Origin of the sequence: Mesorhizobium sp. M7A.F.Ca.US.011.01.1.1, from assembly GCF_003998295.1 — a bacterium.
Classification (GTDB): Bacteria; Pseudomonadota; Alphaproteobacteria; order Rhizobiales; family Rhizobiaceae; genus Mesorhizobium.
This window is the reverse complement of record NZ_RZRT01000019.1, coordinates 53,378-78,721: the sequence shown is the minus strand read 5'-3', so window position 1 is coordinate 78,721 and position 25,344 is coordinate 53,378. Positions and strand designations below refer to the sequence as shown.

Here is a 25,344-nt window from a genome sequence, read left to right as displayed (position 1 = left end):
CGAATGGAGTAAGTTTCATGACCGCATCGCCATCCGCAAAAACCGGAAACCCGAAGCTCGCCTTCCGCCCGCTGCCGGTGCCGCAGGTCGACGTGTACGGCTTCTGGGGCGACCGCGCCGACGCTGTCGCCACATGCACCGCCGACATCCTCTACGAGCGCTGCGTCGAGGCCCGCATGCTGGAGCAGATCGATCCGGACCGCCCCTCGCCCGGCATAGTCATCCCCTTTCACTCGCCCTCTCCCGACGAAGCCGATCGCCAGGGCGCGGAATTCACCGGATCGACGGTGACCACGCAGATGTTCTGGGATTCCGATCTCGGCAAGACGATCGAGACTGCGGCCTATTCGCTTTACCGGCGCAAGAACCCCGAACTGGAGAAGAAGATCGATGCCGTCATCGACATGTATGGCAAGCTGCAGCAGGAGGACGGCTATCTCTCGAGCTGGTATCAGCGCATCCAGCCCGGCAAGCGCTGGACCAATCTGCGCGACTGCCACGAACTCTATTGCGCCGGCCACCTGATCGAGGGCGCGGTCGCCTACTACCAGGCGACGGGAAAACGCAAGCTGCTCGATATCATGTGCCGCTATGCAGATCATATCGCGTCCGTGCTCGGCCCCGAGCCCGGCAAGAAGAAGGGCTATTGCGGTCATGAGGAGATCGAGCTGGCACTGGTCAAGCTGGCGCGGGTGACCGGCGAGCGGAAATACATGGAGCTGGCCAAATACTTCATCGACCAGCGCGGGCAGCAGCCACATTATTTCGACGAGGAGGCCCGCGCCCGCGGCGCCGACCCGAAGGCCTATCATTTCAAGACCTATGAATACAGCCAGTCGCACATCCCGGTGCGCGAACAGCACAAGGTCGTCGGCCATGCGGTCAGAGCGATGTACCTCTATTCGGGCATGGCCGACATCGCCACCGAATATGGCGACGACACGCTACGGTCCGCACTCGACCTTCTGTGGGACGATCTCACCACCAAGAGCCTCTATGTCACCGGCGGACTGGGACCATCGGCGCACAATGAGGGGTTCACCAGCGACTACGACCTGCCCAACGAGAGCGCCTATGCCGAGACCTGCGCAGCGGTGGGCCTTGTGTTCTGGGCCAGCCGCATGCTCGGCATGGGGCCGAACGCGCGCTACGCCGACATGATGGAACGCGCGCTCTACAATGGTTCGATCTCGGGCCTGTCGCTCGACGGTTCGCTGTTCTTCTACGAGAACCCGCTGGAAAGCCGGGGCGCCCACAACCGCTGGAAATGGCACCGCTGCCCCTGCTGCCCGCCCAATATCGGGCGCATGGTCGCTTCGATCGGCAGCTATTTCTACAGCCTGGCCGACGATGCGCTGGCCGTTCATCTCTATGGCGACTCGACAGCTCGCTTCGACATATCAGGCGTCCCGGCCAGCCTGACGCAGACGAGCAGGTATCCCTGGGACGGCGCCGTCGAGATCGCGCTCGAACCGCAGGCGCCGGTCGAATTCACCTTGCACCTGCGCATTCCCGCCTGGAGCGCCAGTGCCCAGTTGAAGGTGAACGGCGAGGCCATCAAGCCGGCTGAGATCACCAGCGACGGCTACGCCGCGATCAAGCGAACATGGACGAAGGGCGATGATGTCCGGCTCGATCTCGAAATGCCGATCGAGCGGCTCTATGCCAACCCGCAGGTGCGCCAGGATGCCGGCCGCGTCGCGCTGTCACGCGGCCCGCTGATCTATTGCGTCGAGGCATCAGACAATGACAGCCAGCCGCATCGCCTGACGCTGCCGCGGACGGCCACCATCGAAGCGCAGCAGCGGCCGGAACTTCTCGGCGGCGTGGTGACGCTGTCGACCGCGGCACTTGCCGATGTCCCCGACGGCTGGCAGGACGGGCTCTACAGGCCCGAGCCGCCGACCACCGCCGAGACGCGCCTGACCGCCATTCCCTATTTCGCCTGGGACAACCGCGAGCCCGGCGAAATGCTGGTGTGGCTCAGGGACGGCTGAACGAGGTCGGTCTACGGGCGATAACCGATCCAAGCTCAGCCGCGGTCGATGCCGCAGTTTCGGGCTTTCGGTCCATATAGCGCAGACGTAGGCGCAGGAATGGCGCCTCGACGCACGTGTAGCTGAGATAGCCGATCGGGATCGTCGCCACGAAGCACAATGCGGACCAGAGGCATGCGACGTAGAAATTGCTGATGCTCATGACATTCGTGTCTATGAACGCCGCCAATTGCATGACGAAGAACAGGTGCAGAAGATAGATCGAATAGCTGTAGGCCCCCGCCTTCTCCAGTATCCTGAACGGCGGGCTTGTTCGCTTTTTCGAAAAGCTCGTGTCGTAGTAGGCGATGCCGAATGAATAGGCTGCCGCCTCCAGGGTCGGCAGGATGATCCATATCCAATGAGGCGACGGATAGCGGCCCAGCTGGTAAAATCCGCCGGCTGCATCGAACCACCAGAAGAACCCCGAAAAAGCCATGAGAACGGCCAGCGCCAGCCAGTGTTGGTTCTTCGCGTGGGCACGCAGGTGGAAGGCAAGAATGCCGGCCAGGAACTGATCCGCATGGCCTATGATGGTTACGGACGCCACCGACTGCACTTCGCCGATCTGCACATACAGGACGGACCTCAGCACAATGGCTGCCGCGATGAACAGCAAGGGCGCGAACACAAACCGCCTGGATGCCATCAGCAAGAACGGCAGCAACAGGTAGAAGTGCGCTTCGATCGTTACCGACCAGCCGCCATTCGGGAGGGTGGGAAAAAGAAACCCCAATCCGACGCCCGTGAAATACCCGTCGAGGGACTGTCCGGCCAGGTACCTGCGGCAAGCCTCGATACATATCACGACCAGCAGAAGCGGAAGCAGCCTGAGGGCCCTGTTGGCAAAGAAGGGCAGATAGTTGATCTGCTTTCCATCGAGCAGCTTGGCGAACAGGTACCCGGAAAGCGCCATGAACAGGGAAACGCCAGTATGCCCTTCATCCAGAACGCTGAAGAGGGGAAGAGCCGGCATGAAGTCATAAGGCACCGGGCCTTCAGGAGACGCATGAAGGAAATGCCAGGAAAAGACAAGAAAGGCCGCCAGGCCACGAACATGATCCAGCGCTGGGTAATGCTCTCCGGTCGAGGATTTCATGATTGGCCTACGCGCACCGTGTCCTGCGCCGGTGTTCAGGTCATCGTTGGGCCAGAACTGTTTTCAATTCATTAAATCCTCACTGTAGAGACTTCCGAAATCAGAGATTTGCTTCGCAAGGTGCTGTGGCCTGCAAACATCCGAGGCCGAACACGACTGAAGCGTGCCGCGTCTGAACGGATCACTTCTGGGCGGATCACTTCTGGGCGATGGTCAGCCCGATCTCCACGGCACCAATTCCTGCAACCGCCACAGATTGCGGTCGCGGATGCCGCAGGCTTCGAGGTGGCGGATCGTCTCGAAAAGATATTGCGCGCCCGAGCCCCAATGACCGGCGGCTGTCACCAGCGTCGCCGCGATCGCCTGCTTGTCGAGCTTGCCGGCATAACGCGGATTGGCGGGATCGACGACGAAGCCAAGCGCGCGACATGGGCCGCCTTCGGTCCTGACCTGCAGCCAGCGCGGCACGTTGACGGCGGGCAGGATGGTCATTTCGCGGCGCAGCAGCGCTTCGAGGTTAGCCGCCACCGGCTCCGCGATCTCGAACACCATGCCCTGGCACTGGCCGCCGCGATCGAGCGCCATCATCAGGCCGGGCTGCTCGACCGTGCCGCGAAAACGCTGCACCGTGAAGCAGAACGAACGATGCCAGCCGCTGGCCACCGCGCGTTCTCCGCCCCTCACCTCGCCGGCGGGCTTCCACAACAGCGAGCCATAGGCAAATAGTTTCAGCGGCCCGGCCGGAGCGCCGGCCAGCACCTCGTCGCGGATGCGCGCATAGTCGGCATCGGTCATGTGAACCATGCCCGGCGTCGGCCCGGCATCCTCGACAGCACGCATGGTGCGCGCGATGAGATCCTCGGTCAGCGCCATCGGCGCCTTGCGCGGGACCCTCGATGATGCGGTGGAAATAGCCTTGCTCATCTTCGCGCTCCCAGTCCTACCGCCATGTTGCCGAAGGCTGAAGGATTCTCAAGGGCCGTGCAGCCGAGATAGATCACGAGTGGCCGATGCCGCTCTTGCGTGACGCGTCTTGGAACGATGTTGCCGGCAAACTGTTCTGTTCCTTGCCGGAGGATGCCATGAACGACGCGTCGGCAAAGCCCGCTGGCCCCGTCCTGTCATCGGCGGAGCGCGTCAACACGCTGTCCCATTTCCACCGCGCCGAGATCGCTCGCATGGCGGGATGGCGCGACCGACTGGACAGGACGACCAACTGGGCGATCACCGTGGTGGCGGCGCTGCTTTCTGTGTCGCTGTCGACAGCCAGTGCGCATCACGGCGTTCTGCTGTTCGCCATGCTGCTCATCCTGCTGCTGCTGTGGATCGAGGCGCGCCGCTATCGGTTCTTCGATTTCTATCGGGCTCGCGTGCGCCAGTTCGAGCGCCACTATTTCGCGCAGATCTTCTCTCCGCAACCCGACTTCGCCTCGGATTGGCTGCTCATCGTCGGCGAAGGCCTGCGCGCGCCGAAATTCCTGCTGTCGCAACGTGTCGCGCTGGCGCGCCGCCTGCGGCGAAATTACCTCTATCTCTTCCTGATCCTGCTGCTGGCCTGGGTGCTGAAGATATCGACCCCCAGCCTTCAGTCCGCAGGTGTCAGGACCGGCTTTGTCGGCTCGCTTCGCGAGGCCGTAGACAGCGCCGCCCTTGGCCCGATTCCCGGTGTGGCGATCGTGGTCTTTGTGGCGGCTTTCTATGTCGGGCTGCTCGCCTTCGCCTTCTTTGCGGCCGGCGACGACGGCGAACTGTCCTTTGGCGACGTGCATGTTTGACGTTGATGTCCGGCGACACGCCGCTGCAATGTCAACGGCGCCCCGCGGCGTTGACATGGTTGGTCCGCCGGGACGCTTGGGGAACGGAAGACCTGTCTTCGCGGCTAGATGCCGAAGAACTGCCTGCCAATCATGTAGCCCAGTGCCGCCACGACCAGCGGAAAAAGTGCCGGCGCGGCTTTGCCAAGAAGGGAGACCTGCTGGTCCTTCGCTGGCGTATGACGTGCATTGCCGAGGTTCTTGGTCATTGCTTGCCTCAGGTTCGAAAGACTTATTAGCAAGCGCTGATTAACAGCATGGCCGCATTAACGGCCAGATAGGAAATCAACTCTGATCAGATGCAAATTCTAATGATCGGCACTTGGACGGCAAAGACGCGCTGCCCTATTTAGCGGCACACGAAGCATTGGCCGCGGACGCGCGGCCGTTCGCGCCAATCGGGAAAACCGCGCCTGAACAACAAGATGGCTCAGGAACCCGATTTAGCAGGTGAACGCCAGCTCCAGAGCCGGTGCAGTTCGTCCGCCACCTCGCCCGACAGGCGCGGGGTCGAACGGTATGACTGTGGGTACGCAGGCCGTGCGCCCTCAAAAAATTTGCAAACCCAAAAAATTCGCAAACCAATGTCGGACTGGCTAGCCTTCGTCCGTCCTTGGGGTATCGAACAGGCATCATGAAAGGATCCAGCAATGCCCGGCACCGTACGTTTGCACCGCGTTCTGACGACCAGCCCGGAAAAGGTCTATCGCGCCTTCGTTGAAGCGGACGCGCTGGCCAAGTGGCTTCCGCCAAACGGCTTCACCTGCACGGTCCATAGTTTCGAGGCAAAGGTCGGCGGCACGTTCAAGATGTCGTTCCGCAATTTCACCACCGGCGACAGCCACTCCTTCGGCGGCGAGTATCTCGAACTTGTTCCGGGCGAGCGCCTGCTTTACACCGACAGGTTCGACGATCCCAACCTGCCCGGCGAGATACGAGTGACCGTGGTCTTGAAAAAAGTGTCGGTCGGCACTGAAATCGACATCACCCAGGCGGGCATTCCGGACGTCATTCCGGTCGAGGCCTGCTATCTCGGCTGGCAGGAGTCGCTCAGAAATCTGGCAAAGCTCGTCGAGCCCGAGATCAATCAATAGGCTGAGAATGGCTGGGAGAACGGTCGTTTCTGGCCTGCCGAAGCCCGAAACTTGGACTGTGGCGGGAACTGCCCTTTATCGCTAGCAATTTATCATTGCGTTTGACACCCCCTGGGACTGGACGTGTCAATGAAATGAAGAGTGCAGCGGAGGCTGAAAAAGCATGACTTTGACCAATCGAGACATTGTCGAACTAACCGAATGGCGGCGCAAGCTGCATCAGCAACCGGAAATCTCGAATGAAGAGGAGAAGACCGCAAAGGAGGTCGTCGCCTTCCTCGCCGATACGGGGCCGGACAAGGTGCTGACACAGCTCGGCGGGCATGGCGTCGCGGCCATATATGACAGCGGCAAAGCGGGGCCGACGGTGCTGTTCCGTTCGGAACTCGATGCCTTGCCTATCGAAGAACTTTCAGGCGTGCCGCATTCGTCGCGCGTACCGGGCCAGTCGCATATGTGCGGCCATGACGGACACACCGCGATCCTGGCATCCCTCGGCCGTCAGTTGGGGCGCGAGAGGCCTGCAAGCGGCCGCATCGTGCTGATGTTCCAGCCGGCGGAGGAAACCGGCAATGGCGCGGCTGGCGTCGTCGCCGATCCGCGCTTCGGCGAGATCGCACCGGATTTCGCTTTCTCATTGCACAACCTGCCCGGCGTGCCGTTCGGCGAGGTGCGGCTCAAAGCCGGCGTGGTCAACTGTGCATCACGCGGCATGCGCATCGTGCTGGAAGGCAAGACCGCCCATTCGTCCATGCCGGAGACCGGCATCTCGCCGATGCTGGCGATCAGTGAGCTGATGCCGGCGCTGCCGGCGCTCGGGCGCGGGACCTTCGCCGATGACGACTTCTCCATGCTGACGGTCACCCATGCCGCAATGGGCGAAGCCGTGTTCGGCATCGCGCCGGCTCACGCCGAGGTGTGGGCAACGCTGCGCACCCGGCGTGACGAGCGCATGGCAAACCTGTGCGCTGCTGCCGAAGCACTGGTCGCCAGGATCGCGGGCGAGCATCGCCTTTCCGTCCGCTGGGACTATCACGAGATCTTCGTCGCCAGCGTCAACGCGCCGGACGCGGTGGAGCATCTGAGGCGCGCGCTCGATGAAGAGGGCGTCGCGCACGGCGAAGAAGCCCTGCCGATGCGCGCCTCTGAAGATTTCGGCCTGTTCGGCCATAGTGCCAAGTCGGCGATGTTCTTCCTCGGTGCAGGCGAGCGGCACCCTGCCTTGCACAATCCCGACTATGACTTTCCCGACGACCTGATCCCGATCGGGTCGAGGATCTTCATGCGCACGGCACGTAATTTGCTGGGCTGACCTGCGCCAACTCTAATACCGAAAGGAACACGCAATGCCAACGATGCCAAAGAACACGATTTGCCTCTGGTTCGACAAGGACGCCGAGGCTGCGGCTCGCTTCTACGCGGAGACCTTTCCCGACACCAGGGTGGGCGCCGTTCACCCTGCGCCGAGCGACTTTCCGTCCGGCAAGAAAGGCGACGTGTTGACGGTCGAATTTACCGTTGCCGGGATTCCCTGCATCGGATTGAACGGCGGCTCCACATTCAAGCAGAGCGAGGCCTTCTCGTTCCAGATCGCCACCGACGATCAGCAGGAAACCGACCGCTACTGGAATGCCATCGTCGGCAATGGCGGCCAGGAGAGCGCGTGCGGCTGGTGCAAGGACAAATGGGGCGTGTCCTGGCAAATCACGCCGCGCACGTTGACCGAGGCCATGGCGGCCGGCGGCGAGGAAGCCAAACGCGCCTTTGATGCGATGATGGAGATGACGAAGATCGACGTCGCGGCGATCGATGCAGCCCGGCGCGGCTGACCTCGATCGCAGCTGAGTTGCTATCTGACCTTGATGACGACCTTGCCCTTGGCGCGTCCTGTTTCGACATAGGCCAGCGCCTCGTTGGTCGCCTCGAAGGGAAAGACCCGGTCAACAACCGGGCGGATCGAACCGGCTTCGATGAGCGATGCGATCTTGCTCAACTGCTCGCCCTGCGCCCACATGAAGAGAAACGAGAACGTCACGCCACGGCGCTTGGCTCTCGCTCGAATACCGCGGCTCAGCAGGCGAAGCACCAGCTTCAGCACCATGTTCAATCCCTTTTCCCTGGCGAAGTCGGGATCCGGTGGGCCGGAGATGGAGATGAGCTTGCCTCCCGGTTTCAGCACATTCAGTGACTTTTCAAGTGTCTTTGTGTCCTGGCTGTTCAAGACGACGTCGTAGCCCGACAGCACTTTTTCGAAATCGTCTTTCCTGTAATCGACGACGACATCGGCGCCGAGCCCCTTGACCAGACCGGCACTCGCCGCGCTGGCGGTGGTCGCAACGGTCGCGCCGAGATGCTTTGCCAGTTGGATGGCGAATGTCCCCACGCCGCCGGATCCGGCTTGAATGAAGACCTTCTGTCCCCTCTTCAGGTTGGCCCTTTCGATGAGCGCCTGCCAGGCGGTCAGGCCGACCAGCGGGATCGAGGCCGCCTCTTCCATGCTGAGGTTCCCGGGCTTCAGCGCCACGTCCGCCTCGTCCATGGCTATGAACTCGGCGAATGTCCCGATCCGGCCATCGCGCGGCCGCGCATAGACGTCGTCGCCGAGTTTGAACTTGCGGACTTTCGATCCCACGCGGACAACCCTCCCGGCCACGTCGTGACCCAGGATGAATGGTCGGCGATAGGGCAGGATCAGCTTGAACTCTCCGGTTTTGATCTTGGAATCCAGCAGGTTCACCGCCGCGGCGTGGACCTCGACCAGGACATCGCTGTCCCCGAGTTTCGGCTCCGGCATTTCGGCCAGCCGCAGCGTGCCGTTCTTGCTATATTTGTCGACGACGAATGCTTTCATGGCAGTGACTTTCTGAGAGTATTTTTGGCTAGTCGCATGTGCGTGAAATCCTCTGCTCGCTGTCGTTCAGACCGGCAGGCGGAACTGTTTGCGCAGGCTCTTGTCGAATATCCCCGCAGGGGCAAAGCGGCGCAGCAGGCTGACTTGGCGCGCTGCCTTGCCGGCGGTGTAGCGCCGTTGCGGACGGGCATCGGTCGCTGCTTTGACGACCACCTGCGCCACCACTTCGGGCCGATCGGCGACAGGCATCACATCGCGAAGCAGCGCTTCCAGCGTAGCTCGAGCCTGATCGTATTCCTGCAAAGGCGAATCCGGCTGGATCCCGTTCTGGTCGAAGACAGTACGAACGAATGCCGGCTCGATGACCGAGACGCGGATATTGAAGGCACGAACCTCATGGTCGAGCGATTCCGAATAGCCCTCGAGCGCGTGCTTGACTGCCGAATAATGCGCTGAATACGGCGCCGGCACCAGTCCCAGCACAGAGCCGATATTGACAATGCGCCCTTCGCCACGCCGCCGCATCGACGGCAGCACCGCATTGGTCACGCGGATGACGCCGAACAGATTCACGTCAAACAAGGCCTGCACCTGTGCAATCGAGAATTCCTCGGCGCCTCCAAGCTGGCCGACGCCGGCATTGTTGACCAAGAGGTCGATCCGGCCGGTCTGCGACAGCACCGTCGAAACGAGTGCGGCAACGGCTTCACCGTCGGTCACGTCGCAAACCAGCATGGTCACCCCGTCCGGGCCGTCGTCGGCCTTGCGCCGGCTGGTTCCGAAGACCGTGAACCCCGCCCTTGCCAGAGCCTCGGCACTGGCGCGGCCAATGCCCGAAGAGGCTCCCGTTACAACAGCGGTTTTTCCGGAATTCGCATTCATTTCGTGCTCCAAAATCATGAGGGCTAGCTTTTTTGCGCCCGTTGAATTACAGTCGTAATATCAGATTACGTTCATAATGCAATAGCAGAAAGGAATAGCAGCCATGCGCTACGAAAAGGGCCGGAAGGACGCCTCGCGCGGACGGATCATGGAGGTCGCAGCGGAACGCTTTCGCGGCGACGGCATCGCCGCGTCCGGACTGGCGACCATCATGAGCGACGCCGGGCTGACGAACGGCGCCTTCTATCCACACTTTCAATCCAAGGCGCAGCTTGTCCGCGAAAGCGTGGCGGCAGCGATGGAGCTTCAGGCGCAGCAACTGGCGGAAGCATTGGCTTCGGGCGTGGAGATGGCCATCGACACGTATCTGTCGGCCGAGCACCGGGACAATCCCGGAAAGGGCTGCGCGTCAGCTGCGCTGCTGCCGGAGCTCGCCCGTCAGCCGCCTGAAACGCGTGAAGCCTATACAGACCACCTGCTGGCTTTGGTGCGCCAGTTGGCGGAAGCGCTACCGCAGGCCAAGGATCCGGAGGGCGTGGCGCTGGCTGTCTTCGCAACGCTCCTCGGCACGCTGCAAATGGCCCGCGCCGTGGGCGGAACGGAATTGTCCGATCGCATCCTCTCGGCGGGGAAAGACGCGGCGAAGACGCTGATCGAGCAGCGTTAGCGCGGCAGTGTGCAAAGCGGTTCCGCTTCGATCAAACGAAGACTCGCTGTGGGATGGTCAGGGGCCGCGACCGAAAGATCCGGCATCCCTGGCCAGAACCAGCTCGGCATTGTCGGCGACATAGCGGACATGGCGATAGTCGCGGATGAAGGTGATCCGCCCTTCCCGCCACTCGAACCACATAAAATAATCGGGTGTTGGAGCGTCCGGGTCTTCGAACACCGCGATCACCTCGCGGCCATCGAGCCAGGCCGGCGTCAGCCACACGCGGTCGCTTTTGGCGTAGACCGTGAAGAACATGCCGACATCCGCCGCACCCGAGCGCGGCTGGTGCATGGACTGATGAAGCCTGACGTCGTCGGCAAGCAACGCGCGCAAGCCATCCCAGTCGCGCTGATTGAACAGGGTCGCATAACGGACCACGGCGGCCGACGCGATGCGCGCACCGGGAAGTGCGGGCGCAGTGGCGTCGATCTCCCTCAACCGGGCACGACCACGCGCCAAATGCCCTTTCACCGCATCGACAGTGATGCCAAGCAGGGCGGCGACCTCGGCCAGCGGCTCGTCGAGCACATCTCTGAGGATGACGACACTGCGCTGGAGCACAGGAAGCTCCGCAAAGCGCGACACCGCGGTCTGTACAGCTTGCCTGCGCATCAGCGTCTCCACCGGGTCGGCTTTGGTGTCGTCGGCAATTTCAAACGCCGCCTCGATAGGCTCCGCCGCGCGGATTGCGCGGCTGCGCAGCAGGTCCAGCGCACGGTTGTGGGCGATGCGGAACAGCCAGGGCCTGAGCTGCGGCACCTCGCGCAGCTCGTCCAGCGCAACGAAGGCGCGCGCAAACGTGTCCTGCACGACATCCTCGCCGTCGATGACCGAGCCCATCAGACGTGCGCAGTAGCGGTGCAGCTCTGGCCGCATCGCGGCGGCAAGGGCAAGCAGCCCTTCCCGTCGGTCGCGGTCCACGGCGGGATCTCGTTCGCTCAAGCCGCAGCACCCTCCATCACGGTTATGCCTGCATCGCCATTGAGGCCGAAGACGACGCCCTCGGCATATTGCGGGTCTTCCAGCACGGAAACCACCCTGTCGCCGAAGGCCCGGGGCGGCATCGGCGCACCGAAGCGGGTGACGAATTGCTCCGGCGTGATGCCCATGGATCCGGCATAGGCGCCGGCCGCCGCATCGCCGGTTCCGGTGCCGAGGATCATCTGCCGCGGAACGATCACCTGAAAGCGGATGCCGAGCTTCTTCTCCTGCGAAACGCCATTGGCGTACTTCGCCATGAACCACAGCATGCGCTTGGCGCCGCCATAGCCGCCCGACATCTGCGACCCGGTGACGGCAGCACCGCTTGATCCCACCAGAACCCGGCTGCCCGGCTTGAGCGGCAGGTTGAGCGCCGCCTGCAGCCAGTAGAGCCCGGCCTTGACGTCGGTTTCCCAGGCGATTGAAAAATCTTCCCAGCTCAGTTGGTCCAACCGGCCCATCCGGGGCGTGACACCAGCATTCAGGACCACGACGTCAGGACGAACCTCGCCAAGAATGCGATAAGCCGCGCCCTCCTCCGCAACGTCGGCGCGGATGGTGGCGACCCCAAGCCGGGCTCCAACCGCCTCCAGGGCCTCGGCACCACGGGCGACCACCGTCACGCTGGCGCCCTGTTCGACCAGCGCCTCGACCAATCCGAGGCCAAGCCCACGGCTGCCACCGGTGACCACGATCTTCCTGTCCTTGAGGTTCATTTGACCCTGCTCCTTAGCTTCACTGTAGCTAAGACGTTTGAGGGTCGGAAAAAGAGCCAGGGTTTGGCGAGGCGCGCTGTCGCGGCGACGATCCGCGACGTGCCGGCAATGCTGGCGATAGGGCGCAAGAAGCATGATGCCGCGCCGCGTGGGCAGTAGAGCGATCAGGGGCTGCATTGGATTAAGTGTGAAGCCCACCAATCGCGCTCATGTCACCCCCAGCCAAACAGCCGCGCCAGCCGCTTCTTCAGCGGTCGCAGGGACAGGCGCCGCCGCCGGGAGAATCCCGCAATCCTCTGCCGCACCGCATGCATGGCATCGGCGTGGATGGCATCGACGCTCATGGTGCCGTCGCCGAGCAAAAGGTCGGGGCCCGAGACCGGGCGCATGATGCCACGCAGAGCCCGCTCATGCATCTCGGCGTAGCGGCTGTAATCCACCCCCGCCTCCCAGCCAGGCGGTCGCGTCAGAACGGACGGGTTGTTATTGATTTCGAAGGTCTGGACCTGGCCGTCAACGATGCCGTAATCAATGCGCCCATAGTCGATGCCGGCCAGGGCGAAGACACGCCCGACCTGCTCGGCATGAGGATTGTCGTCCACGTAAGCGCGGCTTTCGGCCCTGTCGGCCTCGGTGAAGCGGGTGCTTGGAAACTTGATGAACCAGTTCTCATTGATGAAGCAGTGCTGCGGATAGACGGTTGGGCCGACCTTGTAAGCCGAGTATTTTCGGAACCGCCCATCGGCCGAGGGAGCCGTGCCGTATTCGACGATCATCAGGTCCGGGTCTTGACGGACATGGCCCGGCAGACGGGCAATCGCTGCTTCCAGCGCATCCGCGCCGTCGATCAGCCCGGTCAGCGGCGGCTCATGCTGGCTTTCCCAGCGCACGAAAACTGGAAAGCGGCGTACAGACTTGCGCTCACCCAGCCGATGCACATCGAAATGGTTGAGGCCCGCGGCCTTCAGGCGTTTCAGCAAGTCGAAGCGGCGTGGCACGATTGCTGGATCGTTGAGCAGCAACAGGCCCGGATTGCGCGAGGCGATGCGCTCGTGGAGGGAGACCGCGGCCTGCAATTGCGCCGGCGCCAGCCTTTCAAAATCCGTAAAGATGAAGGTGCCGGGAGCGAGGGGGCCGAGCCTCGCGGCCAGCTCGTAGGGAATGATCCGGACAAGATCACCAAGCCCATGCTGGTAATAGCCAAGCAGTACGCCCATCGTGTAAGCGTGTTGGCGCGTGCAGAAATAATAGATCGGCCCCTGATTGTTGGTCATGGCCGGGTGTCGATATCCGGGCGTGCACGACACACGACTGTCTTAGCCCACAAAATTGGACTTCCCGCAAGGCAATGCATACCGAATCCCCCTCCAATGCTCTGTTCAAATCCGGCCGGCATCCCTGGCAAGGGATTCGCGCCGGTGCTTTCGAAGGTGCCGCGGACACCTATGCTATCCACGATGAAATGCGACGGCGCGCTCCGGTCTGGCAGGCGCCGTGGGGCGATGTCTATCTCACCGGCTACGATCTCGTTTCGAGCAGCCTCGCCAATCGCAAGCTTTCGCACGTGCCGCCGGCCGACGTAATGGCGGATCCGCAATCCGCGATACGCGACTGGCTGATCTATCAGGAGGGTAGCGCTCACGCCGCCCTGCGCCAGGCCCTGCAGCAGCCCTTTGTCGGCAAGGGCATGCCGGCTTTGCGTCCCATTGTAGCTGAAACGATCGAAGACCTCATGGGCGATTCCGGCTTGTCCGGGACGACCGAAGTGGTGGCCGCCTTCACGCGCGCCGTGCCTGAACGTGTCATCTGCCGCCTGCTTGACGTACCGGACCAGGACATGCCGATGATCCGGGCATGGTCGGGTTCGATCCGCGCCCTTCTCGATACTGGTTTCGACGATGCCTTCGGCGGCGCCAACTCCGCCGACGAGATGTCCTGCTACTTCGTCGAGCATCTGCGCCATCTGCTTGCCATTGGGCGAATGCCGCCGCTGCTGACCGGGCTGGCCGGTCTGGTCGATACGTTGGGGCTGACGGCTGCCGGTCGCAACATCGCCTTCCTGGCCTTCGCCGGTCACGAGACCACGGTGCACCTCATCGGCAACATGCTGTTCCATCTTGCTCACCAGCCCGCCCAGTGGGCGGCCCTGCGGGCCGATCGCCGGCTTGCTGCCAGGGCCGTTGCCGAAACGCTGCGGCTGGAAAGCCCGGTGCAGAAGATCTGCCGCTGGCCGCTCGAGCCTGTAATCATCGGCGGCCAGGAAATCGAAACGAACCGGCTGATGGTGCTGCTTGTCGGCGCTGCCAATCGCGACCCGGCCCAGTTTGCCGACGCATCGCGTTTCGACCTCGGCCGGGCCGGCAGGCAGAACCTGGCCTTCGGCCGAGGCGCGCATGTCTGCATCGGCAGGGCGCTGGCCGAAATGGAAGGTGTCGCGGTGCTGGAAGCCGTACTCAGCCACTGGAGAACCGTCGAGCCTGTTGCCGCATGTTGGATGGACAATTCCTCGATCCGCGGCCTGGATGCGCTGACGTTGCGGCTGACAGCCTGACCGGGTGGTCGCTTGTCCGTTTCCATGCCTTTGCCTGGCAACCCGGGATTTTCGATCCCGTGACAAGTGGATGCGGCATGATCCTAAGTCTCCCCCTCGCCCGCTTCGAGTGCGGCGAGAAGCGCTGCGTCCGCTCGAGTGAGCAGAACCGGCGCCTTCATTCCGGCAATGCTCGTGCCGCCCTTCATGCGGTGGCGCTTCAGCCTGCCATAGAGGTCGTCGACGCCGGTCGTCCTCAGCGGTCCCAACTGGCCGATGCGGCGGGCATACTCATATTGCGGATTGGCCTTGAGCGCATGGTCGAGGCCGCCGCCAAGCACCTCAACGGCCTGCTCCTGACCGGTCTCGACGAAAAGCCGGTAATGCGGATGCGGCGTCGCGACCGCCGCCAGCAGTGAATAGGTACGATGGTCGAGACCGGCCTCGGCCAGCGAGCGCACGACAAAGGCTTCCGTGAGCTTTTCGCCACAGAGATCGGACACCATGCCGGTACGCCCGCCGAAGCGCAGGCGCGGCGTGTCGCCGGTGAACCCGGTGACTTCGACCATGTCTTGCGTATCGTAGCGATAGAGGCCGGAGCCTGTGGTCACGATAAGCCTGTAGGTCAGGCCTGTTTCCAACTGCCACGCGAAAAGGTTGGCACCGCTTTCATCGACAAATTCAAAGAACCCGCTTTGCGATGCCAGGATGCACCCGGACCCGTCGCTATAGGGAAACGAAACGGCAGCTTCGGTAGACATCAGTCCCTTGGACTGGATGAAGACATGCGGAAATTGCGCCTGCAATGCGGCGGCAAAGCCACTGCTGGAAGCGTCTGTCCAGCAGCTGATCGTGTCGAGGCGAGGCCAGATCGCCGACAGCTGCGAACTTCCAAGCGCGCCCTCCAGCGCAGCAATGCGACGACGCACCACGTCCGCCGGCCGCACGGCGCCCAGCCTGTCCGCGAGTTCCGGCAACAGGCTCTCGGCATCGCGCTGCATCGCGCGCAGGATTTCGGTGAGATAGGTCGGGCTCCAGACCCAGATCAGGCTCAGGTCCTCGGCCGCCAGCAGGTGCAGGCAGGTCTGCCTTTGCCACTCGGCGAAATCGCTGAGCAGCCTCAAATCCATCGGCACCGCCGAAAGTTGAATCAGGTTATCGCGCAAGGCGCCGAAATAAGCAAAAGGAACGGGACTGCCCAACCTGCGCGCACCGACGCGCTCGCTTGCGCCGCGACCTACCGGGCTTAGCGCGAAATAGCTGTGCCCTTGCGCAACGCCCGGCCGGCGCCGTATCAGTTCCGACATCCAGGGATAGAGACAATCGGTGTAGGCCTGCAGGCCCATGTCGGTATAGGGGATGTATTTCGCGCCACCGGAACTGCCGCCGGTTTGCTCGATAAACCGGACCGGCTCGGCAGTCAGCACATTCTCCTCTCCGGCGACGATACGATTGATGTATGGCGACAAGGCTTCGTAGCCGCAGATCGGCACGAGATCGCGAAAGGACTCGGCCGAAGCGACGTTGGCAAAGTTGTGGTCACCACCAAACACGGTCGCAGGATTGGCTTCTACAAGCCGCCGCAGGAGGGAGCGCTGCGTGGCCTCGAGCTGACCGAGCCGCGCTCGAAAACCGGCATCTCCGGCCGCGGTCGCGCCGGCAATCCGTGCCCAGGCTTCAGCGCCCATCTTGCAGCCCTTCGGCAAAACTCGCGGCAGCATAGCGCTTCAGATTGCCGAGTTCGAATTCCGCGAGGCAGGCAAGTTCGACACCTCGGAAGTAAAAGGGATTGGCCCGGAGAAAGAAGGCGGCAAAACGGTTGCGGAATGCTGTTTCCTCGACATCTGCCCACTGTTCCCGCAAGTGGCCCTGCGACAGGCCGAAGTCGATCAGTCCGGTCGACGGCTCGAATTGACGCCCGTACCGGGCAGTTGCGATTGCATCGCGGATCGTCTGCAGACGGGCCGAAACCGGACCATCGACGGCTGGAACGAAGTCGCGGAAAAAATTGGGGAGAATGCGGAACGTCCTATGCCCTCCGATGATGGAGAACCAGAACAAACGGCCCGCCACCGCGGCCTTGGCGGCGCCGGCCGCTCGAAAGAAGCCACGCAGCAACACGGGGTCGCCCCAACGCGCGGAATGGAGAACGGTATCGCCGGAGAAGAGATAGTGGACAGTCTCCCCGCCGACGGTATGTGGCCTGACAAGATAAGTCGAAAAGCCGATAATCTCCCGGTCGCACCGGATGATCACGACAGCATCCTTTTCAGTGAGATCGCGTTCGAAGACATTGCGATCGACTGTCTCGTAATACGTCTCATACAAGGCAAACATCCGGTCGCGCTCGGCAGGCGTCAGTTCCCGCACCGGCGTGGTTGTCGAGCCAATGGAACCGATCTCATCCGCAGTACATTGCACGCAGTCTTGCCGCCTATGTCAGACCCCAACAAATCGAGTATCAGTCATAGGCTCAGCAGTTCAACCCGCACCAACCCGAATCTTTACGAGCATTTGTCCCGGCATTCCGGGCAATGGCTCTTGCGAGTTCGCCGTCCCACCCGACACTGTCGGTCAAAGCGGCCGCATTCAGCCGCCATGGCATAGTGCATTGGACGGCGGCCGGCGATCACACTACCGGTCGCCCGCGAAATTGTTCGACCGTTACTCTCGGCTTTGGTCTGCTATCTTCATCGGAAGTCCAAAGCTGCCTGTCCGCTTCGGCCTAAAATGCGATGCCCGATATTGGACGCATTAAGGTTAGAGGCTACCGGCGATGAAAGCGCTGCCGGTGCATGCGGCGGCATCCCAGCCGATTTTGCTCAGAAGTCGAGAGCGACCATCATGCCGCGGACTTCGGCCATTTCCAGCAGCAAGTCCTGCAGTCTTTCGTCCAGCGCGGCACCGGTCAGCGCCAGAAGCTCGGTGATGCTCTCTCTCATCGATATGACGGCGGCGCCTGTCTTCTCGGCGAGCAGCCGTCCGATGGCAGCTCGGATCAGGTCGTCCTGATCAGACATTGCTTCACCTCCCGACGCACTGCAACCTCCCCTTGCTTTCCATGCCTCACCGCCGCTTTCGACAACAGGGCGTGATTTCCCATACGGTATGATTTTCGATGCGACATCGGGCAGCTTTGCTCATGCCAGCAGATCGTCTCGATGGGCCCGCCAGTCATTCAACACCGACAATGAGGGCAGCAGCGAAAAATGGCCGGGCTGGACCGTTTCAACCGCTGCAAGCAGCGCCAGCGGCACTTTGTGCCGATAAAGCCCAATGCACACGCCCCCTTCGACCGCTGCCGGCAATTCCGTGATTGTGTCGAAAGTCGAAAACGTACCCGTTGGCTCTTCCACGATTTCGAAACGCCCCACCCGAAACCTCCCTCTGCACAAAAGTAGCGACCAACGCGGACATCCCCCTTCTGGTTCCCTGAGGCCGGCACTTTTTTCGCGCCTTGGTTGTAGCGCATGCCAACAGGACAGTCATGCCCCAAGGGCGCATAGCCAAAATCGCTACGCACATTTTAAATCTTGACGCGTGTCAATTTTTTATGAAACATGCGCAAACGCCGGCATGGCATCGACCGGCGCTCTGGGAGGAGCAATGCCTGACGTCGAAAGTTCCCGAACCTGGGCTGCAAGTCCGCACATCCCAAGCGGGCAGCATTCTGTTGGCGAGACCATCGCGCCGGGCGCCGGGCTCGCGCCCCGTCGGACATTGCAGTCGCCGGCCAGCGACATTGATGCAGCCCATAAAACAATCAGGAGGAGGAAAAACCATGCGTATGTTCAATTGCCTGAAGCTTGGCACGAACCTGCTTGGCGCAGGCATGCTTGCAGCCATCGTCGCAGCGCCCGCCCATGCCGAGGATGCGGCGAAAGTCGCGGCCATCGTCAAAGGCCTCGACAATCCGTTCTTCCAGACCATGCAGAAGGGCATCGAGGAGCAGGCCAAGGCAAACGGCGTGAATGTCAGCGTCCAGGCCGCCGCCAACATGGGTGACGCCACCGGCCAGGCCGACCGCCTGACCGCCATGGCCATGCAGGATTTCGATTGCTACCTGGTCAACCCGATCAGCGTCTCCAATCTCGTCCAGGCGCTGGTGCCGGTCGCCCAGAAGAAGAAGCCGATCGTCAACATCGACTCGACCATCGACCCCGAGCAGGCCAAGGCCGCCGGCTTTGCCGTCTCGACCTATATCGGCACCGACAATGTCGCCGCCGGCGCGCTGGCCGGCGAAGAGATGCTGAAGCTGGTGCCGAAGGGCTCCAAGGTCGCGCTGGTCGCCGGCATCGTCGGCGATGTCGGCTCCAACGCTCGCATCAAGGGCTTCAAGCAGGCAGTGGAAGGTAAACTCGACATCGTGGTGATGGTCAGCGCCGACTGGGATCGCGAAAAGGCGCTGACCGCCGCAACCGATATCCTCGCTGCCCATCCGGACCTCGCCGGCTTCTTCGCCGCCAACGACATCATGGCACTCGGCGTCGAGCGCGCCGTGCGGACCTCGGGCAAGGACGTCAAGGTGATCGGCCTCGACGGCATCGTCGACGCGCTGAAATCGATCGCATCAGGCGAACTCACCGCCACCGTCGCTCAATATCCCTATGTCGTCGGCGCCATGGGCCTCGAGGCCTGTGCAGTGGCCGCCAAGGGCAAGGAATTGCCCGCCAACGTGCCAGCACCGGTGCTGTTGATCAACAAGGACAATGCCGAAGCCTCGCTGAAGAACTTTCCCCGCCCCGGCGGCGACTATCCCGATCCCTTCCGCGAGATGCTGAAGTGAGCACACCTGCAGACAACGCGCCCGCCGCCCATTCGGCGGGTGCGGAGGAGAGCCGTCCCTCCCTGGCGGCTCTCCTCCTCGATCCCTCCTTCTGGGCCGACTGGGCATCAGTCGTCGGCCTGGTCGGCCTCGTCATCGTCTTCGGCATCGCCCAGCCGGTCTTTCTCAGCGTCGCCAATCTGCAGGCGCTGTTGCTGGCGGCTGCGATCCTGGTCGTGCTGTCGATCGGCCAGACCTTCGTCATCGCCACCTCGGGCATCGACCTGTCGCTGGCGGCAGCCGTCATGCTCGGCGCCATCATCCTCGGCCTCGTCAATGCCGCCGGCTACGGCATCTTCATCGCCTGCATGCTCGCGGTTCTCGCCACCAGCGCCGTCGGCTTCCTCAACGGGCTTATCATCACGGCAGGCAAGATCCCCGACTTCGTGGTGACGCTCGGCACGCTGTCGGGCATCACCGGCCTTGGCCTCATATTGTCGGGCGGCGAACCGACCATGGTCGGCTCGACCTTCCTGCTCAAACTCGCCTCCGGCTCGTTCGGACCGTTCGGCTATCCGGTCTGGGTGGCGATCGCAGCCATCATCGTCGCCCATATCGCGCTCTACCACACGCGCTTCGGCGTGCATCTGCTGGCGACCGGCGGCCAGGCTGAAAGTGCCGGCGCGCTGGGCATCCGCACCAACCGGGTCAAGATCGCCGCCTATACGATTTCCGGTCTCTGCGCCGGCATCGCGGCCATTCTCCTGGTCGCCCGCATCGGCTCGGCCGAACCGCAGATCAACACCAGCCTGCTGCTCAATTCGGTGGCGGCGGTGGTGCTGGGCGGCGTCAGCCTGTTCGGCGGCCGCGCCAGCATTCTGGGACCGGCGATCGGCGCGCTGATGCTCACAGCACTCGTCAACGGCCTGACCTTGCTCAACGTCTCGGCTTTCTACCAACCGCTTGCCGTGGGGGCCATCGTGGTGCTGGCGGCGCTGATCATGCGGTATCAGAAATGAGCGCTCCCCATCATATCCCCGCCACTGAGGCGATCATCGCTTGCGAAGGGCTGAGCAAGCATTTCGGCGGCATCCGCGCCTTCACCGACGTCGCCTTCCAGGCCCGTCGCGGCGAGGTCACCGCCGTCATCGGCGACAATGGCGCCGGCAAATCGACGCTTATCCGCAGCCTGGTCGGCGTGCATCAGCCGGACGCCGGCAATTTGTTCTTCGACGGCCGCGCGCGGCCCTTCGCCAACCCGGACGAGGCGCGCAAGGCCGGCATCGAGACCGTGCACCAGAACCTGGCGCTGATCGACGAACTGACGGTCGCGCAGAACCTGTTCCTCAACCGCGAGATCGTGCGCCGCATCGGCCCGTTCGCTTTCCTCGACCGCAAGGCGATGAAACGCGAGGCCCGCTCAATGCTGTCGCGGCTGTCGATCAACGTGCCGTCGATCAACCAGCGTGTGCGGCGACTGTCGGGCGGCCAGCGGCAGGCGATCTCGATCTGCCGCGCTGTCGGCTCCGGCGCCAAGCTGGTGGTGATGGACGAACCGACGGCAGCCCTCGGCGTGCAGGAGACGGCCAATGTCGAGGCGCTGATCCGGCGCCTGCGCGAGCAGTCGGTCAGCGTCATCCTGGTCAGCCACAATTTCGATCAGGTCCGCCGCCTGTCCGACCAGATCTGGGTGATGCGGGCAGGAAAGATGGCAGCGACCGTGCGCGCTTCCGAAACGTCCGGAAACGAGCTCGTCGCGCTGGTTACCGGCGCGGCATAGTCCTGCAGCATCAGACTTGAAATCAAAGGAGTTCGCCTGTGGCACCAATTCGTGTCGGACTGATAGGTCTTGGAGAGGTCGCGCAGTCGATCCATCTGCCTGTGCTGGGCGATCAGCGCGACCGCTGGGTGATCGCGGGCGTGTATGACGTGTCGCCCAGCCTGGTGTCACTCGTCACCTCCGAATTTGCGACGGCAAAGGCCTTCGACACGGCCGAGGCGCTGATTAATTCGCCCGACATCGACGCGGTGTTCGTGCTGTCGTCCGACGACACCCACAGCCGCTTCGTGCGCGCGGCGATTGCTGCCCACAAGCACATCCTGCTGGAAAAGCCCGCTTGCCTCACGGTGCGCGAAATCGACGATCTGCTGGCGCTGATGCCGGGCTACGACAAAACCCTCTTCGTCGGCTACATGCGCCGCTACGCGCCGGCCTATCTTGCGGCCAGGGACGAGCTGCCCGTCTTCGCCGACATCACCCATGTCCGCATCTTCGACCTGATCTCGGAAGGCCGGCACTTCCTCAAGAAGAGCCAGAAAATCCTTTATCCCCAGGACATTGACCCTGCCCTGCTGGCGCGTGGCGCAAGCGAACGCGACGCGCTGATCCGCGAAGTGGTGGGCGCCGACGCGCCGGCCGATCTGGTGCGAGCCTATCGCGGGCTGACCGCGCTCTCCTCGCACCACATTTCGGCGATGCGCGGGCTGATCGGCGAGCCGGCGCGCGTGCTGGCCGCGCACCGGACCAATGGCGGCGCCAACACCAGCATCACCTTCGACTACGGCCATTTCGCTTGTCTGTATGACGCGGTGGTCGATGATCTCGGCCTGTTCGACGCCATGATCGAGGTGCGCTCCAACACCAGGCGGGTGCGCATCATCTACGACACGCCCTACATCCGCAGCCTGCCGACCCGGCTGGAGGTCACCGATGCCGGCCCGCTCGGCCCAGTGACGAAAACCTTCGGGCCGCTCTACGGCGATGCTTTCTCGAATGAACTCGAGACTTTCCACCGCCACATCACCGAAGGCACAAAGCCGTTGACCGACCTCGCCGATTCCCGCCGCGACCTGGCGCTGATGGCCGAGATCATCGAGCGGATGAAGGAGAGTGGCGGGCGCTGAGGCGCTGCCTGCCGCCTACTTCCCACAGTGATGATCGTTGATCTTGTTCAACGCATTCGCGTCCGGTCCGACGCGATGATAGGAGCACGCGCCGGCTGCTGTCGTGACCAACTGCTGATCGTAGTAGCGCGGGCCGCCGAACAGGATGTCGATGAGATCGCCTTCGGCGGGAACGTAGCGTTCGGAGTGGACCCTGCGGTCGAGATACCGGTCGCCAGCGAAAGCCGGGGCGCAAACGCTTGAGCCCATGACGACAGCGAGAGCTAGGATCGCAACGCATTTCGTGGTCATCGCCAATACCCTCCTGGCCATTTCCGGAATCACACCATACATCCAAAATCGCCAGCCGGACAAAAGTTCCGGAGAAGACCGCGATAGGCTCTTGCCGAAGCCAGCTGCCTCGCTCATCCATAGGATTGTAACGAAAGCCTGGAACCAGTGATGACCGACGCCAGCCTTCACCTCGTCGAAGCGACGATAGACCAACTGCGCCGTGCGCTCGATGACGGCACCGTAACCAGCGTCGAACTGGTCGGGGCATATCTCAGGCGCGTCGCGCATTTCGACCGGCACGGCATCAGCCTCAATGCCGTCCCGGTGCTCAACCCTGACATGTTTGAGGAGGCGGTGGCCTCCGACCAGCGCCGCCGCAACGGCACCGTGCTCGGGCCACTCGACGGCATCCCCTACACCGCCAAGGACAGCTACAAGGTATCAGGCCTGACGGTCGCCGCCGGCTCGCCGGCCTTCGAGCATCTCATTGCCAATGAGGATGCCTTCACCATCGCCCGGCTGCGCGCCGGCGGCGCGGTGCTGATCGGGCTAACCAACATGCCGCCAATGGCCAATGGCGGCATGCAGCGCGGCGTCTATGGCCGCGCCGAAAGTCCGTACAATGGCGACTATCTCACCGCCGCCTTCGCATCGGGCTCGTCCAATGGCTCCGGCACGGCGACAGCAGCCAGCTTCTGCGCCCTCGGGCTTGGCGAGGAAACCTGGTCGTCCGGCCGCGCGCCGGCCACCAACAATGCGCTGGTCGCCTACACGCCGTCGCGCGGCGTCATTTCGGTGCGCGGCAACTGGCCGCTGGTGCCTACCATGGATGTCGTCGTGCCGCACACGCGCAGCGTCCCCGACATGCTCGAACTGCTCGACGTGATCGTCGCCGACGACCCCGAGACGCAAGGCGATTTCTGGCGCGCGCAGCCCTGGGTCAAGCTGCCGAAAAGCTCCGATATGCGGCCGCCGCGCTATACCGACCTCACACTGGCGGGGTCGTTGAAAGGCATGCGGCTCGGCGTGCCCAGAATGTATATCGGCCTCGACAGCGAGGCCGATGCGCCGATCGAAACCCGCGCCTCGGTGCTTGCCCTGTGGCAACAGGCGGCGGCCGATCTCGCGCGGCTTGGCGCCGAGGTGGTCGAGGTCGATTTTCCCGTCGTTTCCAACTATGAGCGCGACCGCCCGGGTGCTCGCACCATGGTCGAGCGCGGGTTGATGCCTCAGGGGTTCGCCGAGCGCGAACTCTGGGATCTCTGCATCTGGGGCTGGGACGACTTTTTGCGCGCCAATGCCGACCCGACTTTGCCCGATCTCGTCTCGGCCGACGGCCCAAAGATCTTCCCGCAACCGCCCGGCACGCTGCCCGACCGCTACGAGGGCGGCTTCGACTTGAGGGAATATGTCGAGCGGGCACGGTCCGGCGTCACGCCCGTCACGGAAATCCCGACGATTGAAGAAGGCCTGAAAGGCCTCGAAGCGACAAGGCGGATCGATTTCGAGGACTGGCTGGACGCCCATGGCATCGACGCCGTGGTGCTGCCTGCCGCCGCCGATGTCGGACCGGCCGATGCAGACATCGACGAGGCGTCCGCCGCCCTTGCCTGGCGCAACGGCACCTGGGTCGCCAACGGCAATCTGGTTTGGCGCCATTTCGGCATCCCGACCGTCACCGTGCCGATGGGCACGATGGCCGATATCGGCATGCCGGTCGGCCTCACCTTCGCCGGCAAGGCCTATGATGATGTCAGGCTGCTGCGCATGGCCGGCGATTTCGAACGTGCCACGCAGCGCCGCACCCGCCCGCCGCGCACGCCAGAACTTGCCGACGATATGTTTTCAGGCCGCCCCGCCCGAGCCGACGACAGCAAGGCGCCAGCGTTCGCCATCACGCTTGCCGCCGAGACGCGGCCTTCCGGCGATCAGGACGAGATCGTCATCACGCTCGACCTGCCAAATGAGGTGTCTGGGACGGCCAGCCTCAAGGTACATGTCAACGGAGAGGCCGTCGCGCTGCAGCGAAGGGGTGCGCGCTTCAGCGGGCATGCCTTCATTCCGGCCGCCGAACATCAGCGGTTCCACAGCGTCTGGCGTGGCTCCTACGGTTCGATCGTCACAGCGGTGGTGCGGCTGGAGGATGGGCGCACCACTGGCGCCTTTGCGGTCACCGGCGGGATAAAATGAGTGCTGGGCACTAGGAGGGCAGAGAGGCCAGCCATTCTTCCCAAAATTCCTGCTGCATGTGGACGAAAACCGGAACCACGTCGACGCCGTCGTCAAATATGTCGACCAGATCCGTCTCTTGGGGAAATTGTCCCATCTTCACCTTGCAGGCCATCAATCCGCGACTCTTCTCCATCACTGTATTTTCGGGATAAACAAAGGCACTCGCCCCGTAGCAGAAGGGCAGCAAACCATCGGCTTCGAGCTCCTGACGTATCTGGAACAGAGCTTCGAAAAAGTCTTCCTCTTCGGCCCTGATCACCTTGTCCCGGTAGCCGCATGTCAGGCTGCAGACGGCGCCCTCTACATGCAGTGTAAACACGGCTTCCTCGTCTCCGCCCGTGCCCGCTCCAACCAAAAATACTGTCCGCTGATGATCCATTCCGCCCCCCTTGCTGTTCACCGGATGGTAGTTCGACAGCGGCCGGCTTTCTAGCCATTGCAGGGATTCAGACATC

The 25,344-nt window shown here is 62.8% G+C and carries 26 protein-coding genes; 12 read left to right on the top strand and 14 right to left on the bottom strand.

The window, feature by feature from the left end; translation table 11 throughout:
- Nucleotides 1–17 precede the first annotated feature (17 nt).
- Nucleotides 18–1,997, top strand: coding sequence for a glycoside hydrolase family 127 protein (locus tag EOA13_RS18895; RefSeq protein ID WP_127294876.1), 1,980 nt, complete (start codon nt 18–20; stop codon nt 1,995–1,997).
- Here the strand turns inward: EOA13_RS18895 and EOA13_RS18890 are convergent.
- Nucleotides 1,984–3,135: an acyltransferase gene (locus EOA13_RS18890; protein WP_127294874.1), complete on the bottom strand. Its 1,152-nt coding sequence runs from the start codon at nt 3,133–3,135 to the stop codon at nt 1,984–1,986. The two genes, EOA13_RS18895 and EOA13_RS18890, sit on opposite strands and share 14 nt — an antisense overlap.
- 213 nt (nt 3,136–3,348) lie before the next feature.
- Nucleotides 3,349–4,059 (bottom strand): gamma-glutamylcyclotransferase, encoded by a 711-nt coding sequence (locus tag EOA13_RS18885; RefSeq protein WP_127294872.1) that lies wholly within the window; start codon nt 4,057–4,059, stop codon nt 3,349–3,351.
- Between the two features lie 158 nt (nt 4,060–4,217).
- On the opposite strand from EOA13_RS18885, the gene EOA13_RS18880 reads away from it, so the two are divergent.
- Nucleotides 4,218–4,910, top strand: coding sequence for a DUF2270 domain-containing protein (locus EOA13_RS18880; protein WP_023809351.1), 693 nt, complete (start codon nt 4,218–4,220; stop codon nt 4,908–4,910).
- A gap of 104 nt (nt 4,911–5,014) precedes the next feature.
- Here the strand turns inward: EOA13_RS18880 and EOA13_RS18875 are convergent, their stop codons facing one another.
- Nucleotides 5,015–5,158, bottom strand: coding sequence for a hypothetical protein (locus EOA13_RS18875; RefSeq protein WP_127294860.1), 144 nt, complete (start codon nt 5,156–5,158; stop codon nt 5,015–5,017).
- A 441-nt stretch (nt 5,159–5,599) separates the two neighbouring features.
- Between EOA13_RS18875 and EOA13_RS18870 the strand changes: the two genes are divergently transcribed.
- The 3 genes from EOA13_RS18870 to EOA13_RS18860 all read left to right on the top strand — a co-directional run bounded on the left by EOA13_RS18870 (nt 5,600) and on the right by EOA13_RS18860 (nt 7,872).
- Complete coding sequence (locus EOA13_RS18870) at nt 5,600–6,043, top strand: SRPBCC family protein (protein WP_127294858.1); 444 nt, start codon at nt 5,600–5,602, stop codon at nt 6,041–6,043.
- Between the two features lie 163 nt (nt 6,044–6,206).
- Nucleotides 6,207–7,355, top strand: a complete 1,149-nt coding sequence (locus tag EOA13_RS18865) for an amidohydrolase (protein WP_127294856.1) — start codon at nt 6,207–6,209, stop codon at nt 7,353–7,355.
- A 43-nt stretch (nt 7,356–7,398) separates the two neighbouring features.
- Entirely contained in the window at nt 7,399–7,872 is a 474-nt protein-coding gene (locus EOA13_RS18860) for a VOC family protein (protein WP_127294945.1), read from the top strand.
- Nucleotides 7,873–7,892: 20 nt separating this feature from the next.
- Here the strand turns inward: EOA13_RS18860 and EOA13_RS18855 are convergent, their stop codons facing one another.
- Both EOA13_RS18855 and EOA13_RS18850 read right to left on the bottom strand, forming a co-directional pair.
- Nucleotides 7,893–8,894 (bottom strand): NADP-dependent oxidoreductase, encoded by a 1,002-nt coding sequence (locus EOA13_RS18855; RefSeq protein WP_127294854.1) that lies wholly within the window; start codon nt 8,892–8,894, stop codon nt 7,893–7,895.
- Between the two features lie 66 nt (nt 8,895–8,960).
- On the bottom strand, nt 8,961–9,776 hold the full coding sequence (locus tag EOA13_RS18850) for an oxidoreductase (RefSeq protein WP_127294852.1): 816 nt from the start codon (nt 9,774–9,776) through the stop codon (nt 8,961–8,963).
- Nucleotides 9,777–9,879: 103 nt separating this feature from the next.
- On the opposite strand from EOA13_RS18850, the gene EOA13_RS18845 reads away from it, so the two are divergent.
- A complete protein-coding gene (locus EOA13_RS18845; protein WP_127294850.1) occupies nt 9,880–10,443 on the top strand; it encodes a TetR/AcrR family transcriptional regulator in 564 nt (187 codons plus the stop codon).
- Between the two features lie 57 nt (nt 10,444–10,500).
- Here EOA13_RS18845 and EOA13_RS18840 read toward each other — a convergent pair whose 3' ends face one another.
- From EOA13_RS18840 to EOA13_RS18830, 3 genes are all read right to left on the bottom strand, one after another.
- Complete coding sequence (locus EOA13_RS18840; protein ID WP_127294848.1) at nt 10,501–11,430, bottom strand: sigma-70 family RNA polymerase sigma factor; 930 nt, start codon at nt 11,428–11,430, stop codon at nt 10,501–10,503.
- Nucleotides 11,427–12,185, bottom strand: a complete 759-nt coding sequence (locus EOA13_RS18835; RefSeq protein ID WP_127294846.1) for an SDR family oxidoreductase — start codon at nt 12,183–12,185, stop codon at nt 11,427–11,429. The genes EOA13_RS18840 and EOA13_RS18835 overlap by 4 nt, the downstream gene beginning before the upstream one ends.
- A gap of 212 nt (nt 12,186–12,397) precedes the next feature.
- Nucleotides 12,398–13,459 (bottom strand): hypothetical protein, encoded by a 1,062-nt coding sequence (locus EOA13_RS18830; protein WP_127294844.1) that lies wholly within the window; start codon nt 13,457–13,459, stop codon nt 12,398–12,400.
- Nucleotides 13,460–13,533: 74 nt separating this feature from the next.
- On the opposite strand from EOA13_RS18830, the gene EOA13_RS18825 reads away from it, so the two are divergent.
- Nucleotides 13,534–14,736: a cytochrome P450 gene (locus EOA13_RS18825; protein ID WP_127294842.1), complete on the top strand. Its 1,203-nt coding sequence runs from the start codon at nt 13,534–13,536 to the stop codon at nt 14,734–14,736.
- Between the two features lie 83 nt (nt 14,737–14,819).
- Here the strand turns inward: EOA13_RS18825 and EOA13_RS18820 are convergent, their stop codons facing one another.
- From EOA13_RS18820 to EOA13_RS18805, 4 genes are all read right to left on the bottom strand, one after another.
- Complete coding sequence (locus tag EOA13_RS18820; protein WP_164780162.1) at nt 14,820–16,403, bottom strand: GH3 auxin-responsive promoter family protein; 1,584 nt, start codon at nt 16,401–16,403, stop codon at nt 14,820–14,822.
- Nucleotides 16,393–17,136, bottom strand: a complete 744-nt coding sequence (locus EOA13_RS18815) for a hypothetical protein (protein WP_127294838.1) — start codon at nt 17,134–17,136, stop codon at nt 16,393–16,395. The genes EOA13_RS18820 and EOA13_RS18815 overlap by 11 nt, the downstream gene beginning before the upstream one ends.
- A gap of 401 nt (nt 17,137–17,537) precedes the next feature.
- The gene (locus EOA13_RS18810; protein ID WP_023809368.1) at nt 17,538–17,735 is read right to left on the bottom strand and encodes a hypothetical protein; all 198 of its coding nucleotides are present in this window, start codon (nt 17,733–17,735) and stop codon (nt 17,538–17,540) included.
- 120 nt (nt 17,736–17,855) lie between these two features.
- Nucleotides 17,856–18,089 carry a hypothetical protein gene (locus EOA13_RS18805; protein WP_127294837.1) on the bottom strand — a complete coding sequence of 78 codons (234 nt, stop codon included), beginning with the start codon at nt 18,087–18,089 and terminating at the stop codon, nt 17,856–17,858.
- A 407-nt stretch (nt 18,090–18,496) separates the two neighbouring features.
- On the opposite strand from EOA13_RS18805, the gene EOA13_RS18800 reads away from it, so the two are divergent.
- The 4 genes from EOA13_RS18800 to EOA13_RS18785 are packed head-to-tail and all read left to right on the top strand — an operon-like array spanning nt 18,497 to nt 22,384.
- Nucleotides 18,497–19,501, top strand: coding sequence for a substrate-binding domain-containing protein (locus EOA13_RS18800; protein ID WP_127294835.1), 1,005 nt, complete (start codon nt 18,497–18,499; stop codon nt 19,499–19,501).
- Nucleotides 19,498–20,499: an ABC transporter permease gene (locus tag EOA13_RS18795; protein WP_127294833.1), complete on the top strand. Its 1,002-nt coding sequence runs from the start codon at nt 19,498–19,500 to the stop codon at nt 20,497–20,499. Before EOA13_RS18800 ends, EOA13_RS18795 begins: the two co-directional genes overlap by 4 nt.
- The gene (locus tag EOA13_RS18790; protein ID WP_109660272.1) at nt 20,496–21,260 is read left to right on the top strand and encodes an ATP-binding cassette domain-containing protein; all 765 of its coding nucleotides are present in this window, start codon (nt 20,496–20,498) and stop codon (nt 21,258–21,260) included. The genes EOA13_RS18795 and EOA13_RS18790 overlap by 4 nt, the downstream gene beginning before the upstream one ends.
- Before the next feature lie 38 nt (nt 21,261–21,298).
- Nucleotides 21,299–22,384, top strand: coding sequence for a Gfo/Idh/MocA family oxidoreductase (locus EOA13_RS18785; protein WP_127294831.1), 1,086 nt, complete (start codon nt 21,299–21,301; stop codon nt 22,382–22,384).
- A gap of 15 nt (nt 22,385–22,399) precedes the next feature.
- Here EOA13_RS18785 and EOA13_RS18780 read toward each other — a convergent pair whose 3' ends face one another.
- Complete coding sequence (locus EOA13_RS18780) at nt 22,400–22,675, bottom strand: hypothetical protein (RefSeq protein ID WP_127294829.1); 276 nt, start codon at nt 22,673–22,675, stop codon at nt 22,400–22,402.
- 150 nt (nt 22,676–22,825) lie between these two features.
- Between EOA13_RS18780 and EOA13_RS18775 the strand changes: the two genes are divergently transcribed.
- Entirely contained in the window at nt 22,826–24,847 is a 2,022-nt protein-coding gene (locus EOA13_RS18775) for an amidase (protein WP_127294827.1), read from the top strand.
- Between the two features lie 10 nt (nt 24,848–24,857).
- Here the strand turns inward: EOA13_RS18775 and EOA13_RS18770 are convergent, their stop codons facing one another.
- On the bottom strand, nt 24,858–25,343 hold the full coding sequence (locus EOA13_RS18770) for a hypothetical protein (RefSeq protein WP_245490424.1): 486 nt from the start codon (nt 25,341–25,343) through the stop codon (nt 24,858–24,860).
- Nucleotide 25,344 lies beyond the last annotated feature (1 nt).